Source organism: Tissierella sp. MB52-C2, from assembly GCF_030931715.1.
In the GTDB taxonomy this organism is placed as follows: domain Bacteria; phylum Bacillota; class Clostridia; order Tissierellales; family Tissierellaceae; genus Tissierella.
Genome location: NZ_CP133261.1, coordinates 517,993 through 531,339, shown reverse-complemented (window position 1 = coordinate 531,339; position 13,347 = coordinate 517,993). Strand labels below are relative to the sequence as shown.

The 13,347-nt window shown below is 35.1% G+C and carries 9 protein-coding genes; all 9 read right to left on the bottom strand.

Going from position 1 to position 13,347, the window contains the following annotated elements; genetic code table 11:
* Positions 1 to 18: 18 nt before the first annotated feature.
* Positions 19 to 1,212: an elongation factor Tu gene (gene tuf / locus RBU61_RS02570; RefSeq protein ID WP_308877979.1), complete on the bottom strand. Its 1,194-nt coding sequence runs from the start codon at positions 1,210 to 1,212 to the stop codon at positions 19 to 21.
* A 25-nt stretch (positions 1,213 to 1,237) separates the two neighbouring features.
* Complete coding sequence (gene fusA, locus RBU61_RS02565; RefSeq protein WP_308877992.1) at positions 1,238 to 3,307, bottom strand: elongation factor G; 2,070 nt, start codon at positions 3,305 to 3,307, stop codon at positions 1,238 to 1,240.
* Positions 3,308 to 3,379: 72 nt separating this feature from the next.
* Positions 3,380 to 3,850, bottom strand: coding sequence for a 30S ribosomal protein S7 (gene rpsG / locus RBU61_RS02560; protein WP_308877991.1), 471 nt, complete (start codon positions 3,848 to 3,850; stop codon positions 3,380 to 3,382).
* 128 nt (positions 3,851 to 3,978) lie between these two features.
* Complete coding sequence (gene rpsL, locus RBU61_RS02555) at positions 3,979 to 4,398, bottom strand: 30S ribosomal protein S12 (RefSeq protein ID WP_308877990.1); 420 nt, start codon at positions 4,396 to 4,398, stop codon at positions 3,979 to 3,981.
* A gap of 26 nt (positions 4,399 to 4,424) precedes the next feature.
* A complete protein-coding gene (locus tag RBU61_RS02550) occupies positions 4,425 to 4,667 on the bottom strand; it encodes a ribosomal L7Ae/L30e/S12e/Gadd45 family protein (protein ID WP_308877989.1) in 243 nt (80 codons plus the stop codon).
* Between the two features lie 109 nt (positions 4,668 to 4,776).
* Complete coding sequence (gene rpoC / locus RBU61_RS02545; protein WP_308877988.1) at positions 4,777 to 8,304, bottom strand: DNA-directed RNA polymerase subunit beta'; 3,528 nt, start codon at positions 8,302 to 8,304, stop codon at positions 4,777 to 4,779.
* Between the two features lie 83 nt (positions 8,305 to 8,387).
* Positions 8,388 to 12,143, bottom strand: coding sequence for a DNA-directed RNA polymerase subunit beta (rpoB, locus tag RBU61_RS02540; RefSeq protein ID WP_308877987.1), 3,756 nt, complete (start codon positions 12,141 to 12,143; stop codon positions 8,388 to 8,390).
* A 245-nt stretch (positions 12,144 to 12,388) separates the two neighbouring features.
* On the bottom strand, positions 12,389 to 12,775 hold the full coding sequence (gene rplL / locus RBU61_RS02535) for a 50S ribosomal protein L7/L12 (protein ID WP_308877986.1): 387 nt from the start codon (positions 12,773 to 12,775) through the stop codon (positions 12,389 to 12,391).
* A 32-nt stretch (positions 12,776 to 12,807) separates the two neighbouring features.
* Positions 12,808 to 13,335, bottom strand: a complete 528-nt coding sequence (rplJ, locus tag RBU61_RS02530) for a 50S ribosomal protein L10 (RefSeq protein ID WP_308877985.1) — start codon at positions 13,333 to 13,335, stop codon at positions 12,808 to 12,810.
* Positions 13,336 to 13,347: the final 12 nt, after the last annotated feature.

The window sequence follows — 13,347 nt, the reverse complement described above, 5'->3', positions numbered from 1 at the left end:
CATATCTAAATCTAAAATTTATGCAAGAACTTTAGTTACAACTCCTGAACCTACTGTTCTTCCACCTTCACGAATTGAGAATCTTAGTCCCTCTTCTATTGCTATTGGAGTAATTAATTCTATTGTGAATTTTGCATTATCTCCTGGCATTACCATTTCTACGCCTTCTTCTAATTTGATATCACCTGTTACGTCTGTTGTTCTGAAGTAGAATTGTGGTCTATATCCGTTGAAGAATGGTGTATGTCTTCCACCCTCTTCTTTTGATAATACATATACTTCTGATTCAAATTTTAAGTGTGGGTTTATTGATTTTGGCTTTGCTAATACTTGACCTCTTTCAATTTCACTTCTTTGAACCCCTCTTAATAAAGCTCCTATGTTATCTCCTGCTTGTGCTTCATCTAGTAGTTTTCTGAACATCTCTACTCCTGTTACTACTACTGTTCTTGCTTCTTCTGCTAATCCAACGATTTCTACGTTGTCTCCTGTTTTTACGATTCCTCTTTCTACTCTTCCTGTTGCTACTGTTCCTCTTCCTGTAATTGAGAATACGTCCTCTACTGGCATTAGGAATGGTTTATCTGTATCTCTTTCTGGTTGTGGAACGTATGCGTCTACTTCTTCCATTAGTTTAACTATTTTGTCTCCCCATGGTCCGTCTGGTTCTTCTATTGCTTTTAATGCTGAACCTACTACGATTGGTGTTCCATCTCCATCAAAGTCATATTCTGATAATAATTCTCTTACTTCCATTTCTACTAATTCGATTAACTCTTCGTCATCTACCATGTCTTGTTTGTTTAAGAATACTACTATCTTTGGCACTCCTACGTTTCTTGATAATAGGATATGCTCTCTTGTTTGTGGCATTGGACCATCTGCTGCTGATACTACTAAGATAGCTCCATCCATTTGTGCTGCTCCTGTGATCATGTTCTTTACATAGTCAGCGTGACCTGGGCAGTCTACGTGTGCATAGTGACGATTTGCTGTTTCATATTCTACGTGTGATGTAGAAATTGTTATTCCTCTTTCTCTTTCCTCTGGTGCTTTATCTATGTTGTCATAGCTTATTGCTTCTCCTGAACCAAATCTCTTGTTTAATACCATTGTAATAGCTGCTGTTAATGTTGTCTTACCATGGTCTACGTGTCCTATTGTTCCTATGTTTACGTGTGGTTTAGTTCTTTCAAATTTTGCTTTTGCCATTTGGGTATTCCTCCTTAATTATAGATTATTTTTTACCTGTAACTTTTTCTGCAATACTATTTGGCACTGATTCATAATGGTCAAACTGCATGGAATATAATCCTCTACCTTGAGTATTTGAACGAAGGTCAGTTGCATAACCAAACATTTCTGATAGTGGTACAAATGATCTAATTATCTGAACGCCATTAGTAGGCTCCATTCCTTCTATTCTACCTCTTCTAGAGTTTATATCTCCTATAACATCACCCATATACTCTTCCGGCACAGTTACTTCAACTTTCATCATCGGCTCAAGTAATGTTGGTTTTGCTTTAGAAATAGCATCTCTAACACCCATAGAACCAGCTATTTTAAACGCCATCTCTGAAGAGTCTACCTCGTGATATGACCCATCATAAACAGTAACTTTTATATCTAATACTGGATAACCACCAATAACTCCTGATTCTAAGGCTTCTTGAATTCCACCATCTATAGCATTCATGTACTCTTTAGGAATTGCTCCTCCAACTACAGCGTTTACAAATTCATAACCTTTACCTGGTTCTTGTGGTTCAACTCTTAATTTAACGTGACCGTATTGTCCACGACCACCTGACTGTCTTACATATTTAGAATCTGCTTCTGCAGAAGCTTGAATAGATTCTTTATATGCTACTTGTGGACTACCTACATTTGCTTCAACTTTGAATTCTCTTAAAAGTCTATCAACAATTATTTCTAGGTGAAGTTCACCCATTCCAGCAATTATTGTTTGACCTGTTTCTTCATCAGTATAAGTCTTAAATGTAGGATCTTCTTCAGCTAGTTTTGCTAAAGCAGCAGCCATTTTGTCTTGAGATGCTTTCGTTTTTGGTTCTATAGCTACATGGATAACTGGTTCTGGGAATTCCATAGTTTCTAATACTATTGGATTTTCATCATTCGATAAAGTGTCTCCTGTACTAGTATCTTTTAAACCAACTGCAGCTGCTATATCTCCTGCAAAAACTTCATCAACATCTTCTCTTTTGTTAGCATGCATAAGTAGAATTCTACCTATTCTTTCTTTCTTGCCTTTAGATGTATTTTTTACATAGCTACCTGATTTTAAACTACCAGAATATACTCTAAAGTATGCAAGTTTTCCTACGAAAGGATCTGTTACTATTTTAAATGCTAATGCTGAAAATGGTTCGTTGTCTGACGCTAGTCTCTCTTCTTCTTCTTCAGTATTTAGGTTTATACCTTTTACTGCTGGTATATCTAAAGGAGAAGGTAGATAGTCTATTACAGCATCTAGTAGAGGCTGAACCCCTCTGTTTTTATATGAAGAACCACATAAAACCGGTGTCATACCTACGCTAATTGTAGCTTTTCTGATACCTATCATGATCTCTTCAACAGTTAATTCTTCTCCTTCTAAATACTTCATCATTAACTCTTCATCATGCTCTGCTATATTTTCAAGCATTTTTTCTCTATATTCATTAGCTAAATCCACCATATCTGATGGTATTTCTCTTATTTCAAGTTTTTCACCTAGGTCATCTAAATAAACCCTAGCATTCATATTAACTAAGTCAACTACTCCTAGAAAGTCATCTTCTTTTCCAATTGGTAATTGTATAGGTACTGGATTGGCTTTAAGTCTTTCTCTAATCATATCTACTGCTCTATAAAAGTCAGCTCCAAGAATATCCATTTTATTAACAAATGCTAATCTAGGTACTTGATATTTATCAGCCTGTCTCCAAACTGTTTCAGATTGAGGTTCAACTCCACCCTTAGCGCAGAATACAGATACTGCTCCATCAAGGATACGTAGAGATCTTTCTACTTCTACAGTAAAATCCACGTGTCCTGGTGTGTCAATAACGTTAATTCTATGTTCTCTCCACATACAAGTTGTTGCAGCAGATGTAATTGTGATTCCTCTTTCTTGCTCCTGCTCCATCCAGTCCATTTGGGCTCCACCCTCATGGGTCTCTCCTACTTTGTGTATCTTACCAGTGTAAAATAAAATTCTCTCTGTGGTGGTTGTTTTTCCTGCATCAATATGGGCCATTATGCCGATGTTTCTAATTTTTTCCAATGAGATTTGTCTTGGCACAATTTTTCCTCCTTCTTCTTGATTGTTGGTCCCCCTCCACACATTAACAACGATATACTACTTAAATATATATTACCATCTGTAGTGTGCGAAAGCTTTATTAGCTTCAGCCATCTTGTGAGTGTCTTCTCTTTTCTTAACGCTTGAGCCCATACCATTGGAAGCGTCTAAGATTTCTTTTGCTAATTTTTCAACCATAGTTTTTTCTCCTCTTTTTCTTGAATAGTCTACTAACCATCTAAGACCAAGAGTTTCTCTTCTTTCTGCTCTCACTTCTATTGGTACTTGATAAGTTGCTCCCCCAATACGTCTTGCCTTTACTTCTAGCACTGGCATTATATTGTTCATAGCTTTATAGAATACCTCTAATGCATCTTCATTTGATTTCTCAGCAATATAATCAAATGCTCCATAAACTATATTTTGAGCAATTCCTTTTTTACCATCTAACATGATTCCATTGATTAATTTAGTTACTACCATATCGTTATAAATCGGATCCGGCATAACTTCTCTTTTTGGTATATGTCCTTTTCTTGGCACTTTACTTCCCTCCTTAACTATATAAAGTTGATTCATTGGTACTCGGTAATTTAAGTTACCGTCGTGCGCAAAAATGCATCTATATTATATATAATAAAGCGGAATAACTTCCTGCATTTTAAGCACTATTATTTTTTCACCTTTGGCTTCTTAGCACCATACTTAGATCTGCTTTGCATTCTTTTGTCAACGCCAGAAGCATCTAAGGCACCTCTAACAATGTGATATCTCACACCTGGAAGGTCTTTAACTCTTCCACCTCTAATTAGAACAACACTATGCTCTTGTAGGTTATGTCCAATTCCTGGAATATATGCTGCAACCTCTTCACCATTAGTAAGTCTTACCCTTGCAACCTTTCTCAAAGCTGAGTTTGGTTTCTTAGGTGTAACTGTTCTAACAGCAACACATACCCCTCTTTTTTGTGGTGAATTAACTTCTGTTTCCTTTTTTCTAAGAGTATTTAAGTTTACTCCTAAAGCTGGAGATTTTGATTTGTAAAGAACCTTTTCTCTACCTTTTTTAATTAATTGGTTAATAGTTGGCATCAAGGCACCTCCTTCTATTTTATATGTTATTTTAATAATGCAGCAGTTGCTGCACTAACATCAATGCCACATGCATCGCCTAACTTTTTCATATCATCTACAAGGATAACCTGAATATGTTTGATAATGCAAGTTTGTTTTATTTCGTCTGTAACCTTATTTTCTGCATCCTTTGCAATAAAAACTGCTTCGATATCATAAGAGTTTAAAGCCCTTTTCACTTGCTTAGCACCAACAACTTTGTTGCTGGTATTAAGTTTTGATAGCATAAAATCGTCTCCTCCTTTAAACACCTTAAAGATTATGTGGAGATTAATCCACATAATCTTTATGTTATCCAGAGCATTTTCTAAGTTTACACACTAATATATTCTACCATCAGTTATTTTCACTGTCAACATTTAATTCTTCTAAAATTTGAATATTTTCATCTCCAGAAATTTCTATATTTCTATATCTCTTCATTCCTGTTCCTGCTGGAATTAATTTTCCGATGATAACATTCTCTTTTAGCCCTAAAAGGAAATCTTCTTTTCCTTCTATTGCAGCTTGTGTTAGAACTCTTGTAGTCTCTTGGAATGAAGCTGCTGATAAGAATGAGTCTGTAGCCAATGAGGCCTTTGTAATACCTAGTAAAGTCTTCTTGCCTTCTGCTGGTTCTAATCCTTCTCGAATAGCTTTTATATTATTTTCTTCAAAATCATGAGCACTAACTAAAGAACCTGGCAACATATTAGTATCTCCTGCCTCTTCAACCTTTACCCTAGATAACATTTGTCTAACTATTACCTCAATATGTTTATCATTAATATCTACACCTTGTAGTCTATAAACTCTTTGTACTTCTTTCACTAAATAGTTTTGTACCCCTTGTATTCCTTTGATTTTAAGAATATCATGTGGGTTTACAGAACCATCTGTTAGTTCATCACCGGCTTCAACCATATCTCCTGGCTTTACCTTCAGTCTAGAGCCATAAACTATATTATAGTTCATTGATTCTCCATTTGAGGAAGTAATTATAACTTCTTTCTTTCTCTTACTTTCTTCTATGCTAACGACTCCGGCATTTTCAGTAATTACAGCAAGACCCTTAGGCTTTCTTGCCTCAAATAGCTCCTCAACCCTAGGTAAACCTTGAGTAATATCTGCTCCAGCAACTCCACCTGTATGGAAAGTACGCATTGTAAGCTGAGTACCTGGCTCACCAATTGACTGTGCAGCAATTATTCCAACTGCTTCTCCTATATTTACTTCATCTCCAGTAGCTAAATTTCTACCATAACAGTGACCACAAACTCCATATTTAGCTTGACAGCCTAAAACGGAACGTACCTTAACTTCTGTTATTCCAAGATTTTGAATTTCTTCAGCTTGGCTATTTGAAATCATTTCATTTTCTTTAACTAAAATTTCTCCCGTTTCAGGATGTAATATATTTTCAAAAGCATATCTGCCTTCAATTCTATCATGTAGCTCTTCAATTACTTCTTTTCCATCAGTAAAAGGTTTAACTAATAAATACTCATCAGTGCCACAATCAACTTCTCTTACTATAACGTCTTGACTTACGTCAACTAATCTTCTAGTTAAGTATCCAGAGTCAGCAGTTCTAAGAGCAGTATCCGCTAGTCCCTTTCTGGAACCGTGAGTAGAGATAAAGAATTCAAGTACATCTAGTCCTTCCCTAAAGTTAGCCTTTATAGGAATTTCTATAGTTCTACCAGATGCAGATGCCATAAGTCCCCTCATACCTGCCAGCTGTCTAATTTGGTTTACACTACCTCTCGCTCCTGATAGAGACATTATATAGATATTATTCATTGGATCTAGACCGTCCATTAGTATACTAGTTAAGTCGTCAGTGGCCTTGTTCCAAATTTCAATAACCTTTTCATATCTTTCCTCATCTGATATTAAACCCCTACGATAGGATCTTTCAAATTTATCAACTTCACCTTGAGCTTTTTGTAATAATTCTCCTTTTGAATTAGGAATAATTATATCATTCATTGAAATAGATATAGCCCCTAAAGTTGAATAATGGAATCCTGTTTCTTTAATATGATCTAGTACAGTTGCAGTAACTGCATTTCCATGTTTTGCAAAGCATTTTTCTATAATACTTCCTAATGCTTTTTTATTTACTAACATATCAACTTCTAGGGAATATTTATCTTTAGTTCTGTCAACAAATCCTAAATCTTGAGGAAGATGTTCATTTAGTATAAATCTACCTACTGTAGACTCAACTAGTTGTCCCCTATCCTCTTCATTAAGCCTCATTCTAACCTTTACTCTTGCATGTAGACCTACAGAGCCATTGTAATAAGCATGAAGCATTTCACTATAGTCTTTAAATATCATACCCTCTCCTATTTCTCCCGAAGATTCAACTGATAGGTAATAAGCTCCTAAAACCATATCTTGGGTTGGGGTAGTTATAGGTTTACCATCCTTTGGTGCAAGAATATTGTTTGTAGATAGCATTAGAAGCCTTGCTTCTGCCTGTGCTTCTGTAGATAAAGGTACGTGAACTGCCATTTGGTCACCATCGAAGTCAGCATTATATGCTGTACATACTAATGGATGTAGCTTTATGGCTTTACCTTCAACTAAAACAGGTTCAAATGCCTGAATTCCAAGTCTGTGAAGGGTCGGAGCTCTATTTAGAAGTACAGGATGGTCTTTTATTACTGAATCCAACACATCCCATACCTGTGGTTTTACTCTTTCAACCATTCTCTTTGCTGATTTAATGTTATGAGCATGACCTTCTTCTACTAATTTTTTCATTACAAAAGGCTTAAATAGTTCAAGAGCCATTTTCTTTGGTATACCACATTGATAAAACTTTAGGTCTGGTCCAACTACTATTACAGAACGTCCTGAATAATCTACCCTTTTACCTAGTAAGTTTTGTCTAAATCTACCTTGTTTACCCTTAAGCATATCTGATAGAGATTTTAAAGGTCTATTACCTGGACCAGTTACTGGTCTTCCTCTACGTCCATTATCTATAAGGGCATCTACTGCCTCTTGAAGCATTCTCTTTTCGTTTCTAACAATAATATCTGGTGCTCCTAAATCTAGGAGTCTTTTTAATCTATTATTTCTATTAATAACTCTTCTATATAAATCATTTAAATCAGATGTAGCAAATCTACCACCATCTAGCTGTACCATTGGTCTAAGATCTGGCGGTATTACTGGTACAACATCTAAAATCATCCATTCTGGTTTATTACCTGATTGTCTAAAAGCTTCTACTACTTCAAGCCTTCTAGTTATTCTTATTTTCTTTTGGCCTGATGCATCTTTTAACTGTTGTCTTAATTCCTTGCCTTCTCTATCTAAATCAATATTTGCTAATAAAGCCTTTACAGCTTCTGCTCCCATCATCGCTTTAAATTTATTTCCATATTTGTCATAGGCTTCTCTATACTCAGTTTCTGTTAAAAGTTGTTTTTCATATAGAGAAGTATCTCCACCTTCTATAACAACATATGATGCAAAGTATAATATTTTTTCCAGCGATCTTGGAGACATATCTAATAATAGTCCCATCCTACTAGGTATACCTTTAAAATACCATATATGAGATACTGGAGCGGCCAATTCAATATGTCCTAGTCTCTCTCTACGAACCTTAGACTTTGTAACTTCTACTCCACACCTATCACAAACTACTCCTTTGTATCTTACTCTTTTATATTTACCACAATGACACTCCCAGTCTTTCTGCGGCCCAAATATTTTTTCACAAAATAGCCCTTCCTTTTCAGGCTTTAATGTTCTATAGTTTATTGTCTCAGGTTTTTTTACTTCTCCTTTAGACCATTGTCTAATTTTCTCTGGTGAAGCTAGCCCAATTTTAATTGAATCAAATGTATTGAATTCAAACAAGGAGCATTCTCTCCTTTCTATAATAAAATTATATAAGAATGTTTAACTTCATATTGTCCTCAGGCTTACGCCTGAGGGATTAATTAAAAATCATCATAATCTTCATCTTCATCTTCGTCAATATCTAAATCAATATCTAAATCAATATCTAAATCCGTTTCTTCACTATCTTCTTCTAGGATAAATCCAGTAGGTAAATCATCTTCTAACTTTTCTTTTTCCTCTTCTTCATCCTCATATTCTTCACCTTCATCATTAGAGAATATTTTGCCTCCTGTTAACTCTTCGCCTATATTTTCTAAATCTGCCAGTTCATCATCTGCTGATTCTTGAATTTCTATTTCTTTATTTTCTTCAGTTAATATCTTAATATCTAGTGATAAACTTTGAAGCTCTTTGATCAGAACTTTAAAAGATTCTGGAATACCTGGTTCTGGTATGTTTTCTCCTTTTACTACAGCCTCATAAGTCTTAACTCTACCTACGATATCATCAGATTTAACCGTTAGTATTTCTTGTAACGTATGAGCAGCACCATAAGCTTCAAGTGCCCAAACCTCCATCTCCCCAAATCTCTGTCCACCGAATTGTGCTTTACCACCTAATGGCTGTTGAGTAACTAAGGAGTATGGACCTGTTGATCTAGCATGAATCTTATCATCAACAAGGTGATGTAGCTTTAACATATACATATATCCAACGGTTACTGGATTATTGAAGGCTTCTCCAGTTCTACCATCTCTTAAATATATCTTACCAGTCTCTGGATAATTTGCCTCTTTTAACGCTTGAATAATATCATCTTCATTGGCTCCATCAAATACTGGAGTAGCAACATGCCATCCTAGTTTCTTGGCTGCAAGTCCTAAGTGAACTTCTAAAACCTGACCCAAGTTCATACGAGATGGTACTCCTAGAGGATTTAAAACTATTTCGACTGGTGTACCATCTGGTAGGTAAGGCATATCTTCTTCTGGCATTATTCTAGATACTACCCCTTTGTTACCATGACGTCCACACATTTTGTCTCCAACGTTTATCTTTCTCTTAGTTGCTATATATACACGGATCATTTGATTAACTCCTGGTGGAAGTTCATCTCCGTTTTCTCTAGAGAATATCTTCACATCTACTATGATACCTGCTTCACCGTGAGGAACACGTAAAGAAGTATCTCTAACTTCTCTAGCTTTTTCACCAAATATAGCACGAAGTAATCTTTCCTCAGCTGTTAATTCAGTTTCTCCCTTAGGAGTTACCTTTCCAACTAAAATATCTCCAGATTTTACTTCTGCACCTATTCTTATGATACCTCTTTCATCTAGGTCCTTCAACATATCGTCTCCTACATTAGGAATATCCCTAGTTATTTCTTCAGGTCCTAGCTTAGTATCTCTTGCTTCAGATTCATATTCTTCAATGTGGACAGATGTTAAAACATCATCCATTACTAATTTTTCATTTATTAAAATGGCATCCTCATAGTTATAGCCTTCCCATGTCATAAAAGCTATTAGTATATTTTTACCTAATGCTATTTCACCTAAGTTTGTACTTGGTCCATCGGCTATTACCTGACCTTTGACAACTTTTTCTCCTTCTTCCACAATAGGTCTTTGGTTAATAGTTGTCCCTTGGTTGGATCTTTTAAATTTCAATAATTTATATCTTTCTATTTTGTTATCTTCATCTGTTCTTATAACTATCTCAGATGAACCTACCTTTAATACCACACCTGAATGATTTGCTAAAACTACTGTTCCAGAGTCTTTAGCAGCTTTATATTCTATTCCAGTTCCAATGATTGGAGCTTCAGTCTTTAGAAGTGGTACAGCTTGCCTCTGCATGTTAGCACCCATTAAAGCTCTGTTAGCATCATCATTCTCTAAGAATGGTATCATGGCAGTACCAACAGATACAAGTTGTTTAGGTGAAACGTCCATATAGTCAACTTCTTCAATTGGGAATATATCTATTACACCATTTTTCCCCCTTGCTACAACTCTTTTACTTACAAAGGATCCATCTTCATTAAGCTTTTCATTAGCCTGTGCTATAATAAACTCATCTTCCACATCTGCAGTTAAATAATCAATTACACCAACGACCTTACCTTCACCCTTTTGAATCTTTCTATAGGGGGATTCTATGAATCCGTACTCATTAATGGTAGCATAAGTAGTTAATGATGTTATTAACCCTATATTAGGTCCTTCTGGAGTCTCTATAGGACACATCCTACCGTAGTGAGAGTGGTGAACGTCCCTTACTTCGAAGCCTGCTCTATCACGGCTAAGTCCACCAGGTCCTAATGCAGACATTCTTCTTTTATGTGTTAATTCCGCTAGTGGATTGGTTTGATCCATGAATTGAGACAATTGGCTGCTTCCAAAGAATTCTTTGATTGAAGCAACGACAGGTCTTATGTTTATCAGATCTTGTGGAGTAGCTACATCGATGTCTTGTATAGTCATTCTTTCTCTAACTACTCTTTCCATACGAGATAAACCTATTCTAAATTGATTTTGTAGTAGTTCTCCTACAGATCTTAGTCTTCTATTTCCAAGGTGGTCTATGTCATCTGTACCACCGATACCATAGAATAAATTAAATTCATAGTTTACAGATGCTATTATATCATCTATGATTATATGTTTAGGTGATAATTCTTTTACTCTTTCACCTATTGCCTCTTTTAACTCTTCTTGACTTTCATATGTGTCCATTAATTCCTTCATAAGAGGATAATATACCTTTTCCTTAAGTCCAAACTCTTCTATGGAGAAAGGTAGGTCAAAAGCTTTATAATCCACAAAATTGTTTCCTAATACTCTTATGCTTCTTCCATCCTCTAATAAAACATCCACCATATTTATACCGCTATTTTCTATTTCTATAGCTTGGTCTCTAGTGATTTTATCTCCTTGTGATACTAAAATCTCACCAGTCTCAAGGTTATGAATGTCATTAGCAGCTCTTTTGCCATATATCCTATTGTATAAAGCTAGTTTTTTATTGAACTTATATCTTCCTACCCTAGCTAAATCATATCTCTTAGGGTCAAAGAATAAGTTATTAATAAGAGTTCTAGCACTATCCACTGTAGGTGGTTCTCCAGGTCTCAATCTCTTATATATTTCTAATAGTGCTTCTTCTTCATTAGTCGTACTGTCCTTTTCCAATGTATTTAACAATTGTTCAGTTTCTCCAAGTACTTCTATGATTTCAGAGTTGGTTTGTAGTTTTAAAGCTCTTAATAGAATAGTAATAGGAACTTTTCTAGTTCTATCTACCCTAACATATACTATATCGTTAGAGTCCGCTTCGTATTCTAACCAAGCCCCTCTATTAGGTATTAGTGTAGAAGAATATAATCTCTTACCTGTTTTGTCTATTTCCTCTACAAAATAAACACCAGGTGATCTAACTAACTGGCTAACTACTACTCTCTCAGCACCGTTGATAATAAAAGTACCCTTATCTGTCATTAAAGGTAAATCACCCATAAATACTTCTTGTTCTTTTACTTCACCAGTTTCCTTGTTAATAAGCCTTACCTTTACCTTTAGTGGTGCAGAGTAATTAGCATCTCTTTCTCTTGCCTCATCTTCTCCGTACTTAATATTTTCTCCAATATGGTAATCAACAAATTCAAGTATTAAGTTTCCAGTATAATCTTGAATCGGAGAGATGTCTTCAAAGACCTCTCTAAGCCCTTCATCTACAAACCATTTGTAAGAAAATTTCTGTACCTCTATTAAATCAGGCAAATCTAACACTTCTTCGATGCGTGAATAACTCATTCTAACACGCTTTCCGTAGGTTACAGGATGTACCATCAAAAATTCACCCCTTATTAAACTAAAATATCCAAAAGCATAAAATACTTTTGGTAAATCTTTTCCAAAACAAATATATTATAATATTGCCAATTAAATGAAATTTTATACATTGATACATGTTTTCCCTATTATGCATTTAGATATGTTACCATAATATAGCTTTTGTGTCAAGCTTTTTCTTATGTATAAAGGTAATAAAAAAGGCTTTCTTTAATTTTGAAAGCCTTTTTAATTAACAATAATTATTTTACTTCTACTTGTGCTCCAGCTTCTTCTAATTTAGCTTTGATATCATCAGCTTCTTCTTTTGAAGCACCTTCTTTAATTGGCTTTGGAGCGCCATCTACTAATTCTTTAGCTTCTTTTAATCCTAATCCAGTTATTTCTCTAACAACTTTTATAACTTTAATTTTTTCTCCACCTGCTGATGCTAAGATAACATCAAATTCTGATTTTTCTTCTGCTGCTGGAGCTGCTGCGCCACCTGCTGCTGGAGCTGCTGCTGCTGCCATTGGTGCAGATGCACTTACTCCGAATTCTTCTTCTAATGCTTTAACTAAATCTGCTAATTCTAATACAGTTAAATTCTTAACTTCTTCGATTAAATTTAATACTTTTTCACTTGCCATTTTTATATATCCCTCCACAGTAATTTTATTTTTTAGGCTTGTTGTTTTTCTTGAATAGCGTTTAACACAATTGCAAGGCTTCTAATTGTACCTTGAAGTACGTTAGCAAATCCTTGAATTGGTGCATTAAATCCGCCAAGTACTTGTGCAATAAGTACTTCTCTTGGTGGAAGATCTCCTAGATCTTTTACACCATTAACATCTATAATTTTACCATCTACAACACCAGCTTTTATCTCAAGCTTATCATTTTCCTTAGCGAAGTCAGATGTAATTTTTGCTACTTGAACTGGATCATCATATCCAAAAGCAATAGCACTTGGTCCCTTTAAGAACTCATTAAATTCTTCAAGACCTGAATCTTTAAAAGCAAATCTCATCATAGTGTTTTTATAAACCTTATACTCAACACCTGCTTTTCTGTATCTACTTCTTAATTCAGTTAATTGTTCAACATTAAGTCCTCTATAATCAACTAATACTACAGATTGAGCTTTGCTAATCTTTTCTTTAATCTCTTCTACATTTTGGCTTTTAGCTTGAAGGGTTTGTTCCTTCACTGAATTCACCTC

What these genes read in the sequence shown, in the direction of transcription:
- tuf (WP_308877979.1), bottom strand. Translation starts at nt 1,212, where the DNA reads ATGGCAAAAGCAAAATTTGAAAGAACTAAACCACACGTAAACATAGGA.
- rpsL (WP_308877990.1), bottom strand. Translation starts at nt 4,398, where the DNA reads ATGCCAACTATTAACCAATTAATTAAAAAAGGTAGAGAAAAGGTTCTT.
- RBU61_RS02550 (WP_308877989.1), bottom strand. Translation starts at nt 4,667, where the DNA reads ATGCTATCAAAACTTAATACCAGCAACAAAGTTGTTGGTGCTAAGCAA.
- rpoB (WP_308877987.1), bottom strand. Translation starts at nt 12,143, where the DNA reads ATGGTACATCCTGTAACCTACGGAAAGCGTGTTAGAATGAGTTATTCA.
- rplL (WP_308877986.1), bottom strand. Translation starts at nt 12,775, where the DNA reads ATGGCAAGTGAAAAAGTATTAAATTTAATCGAAGAAGTTAAGAATTTA.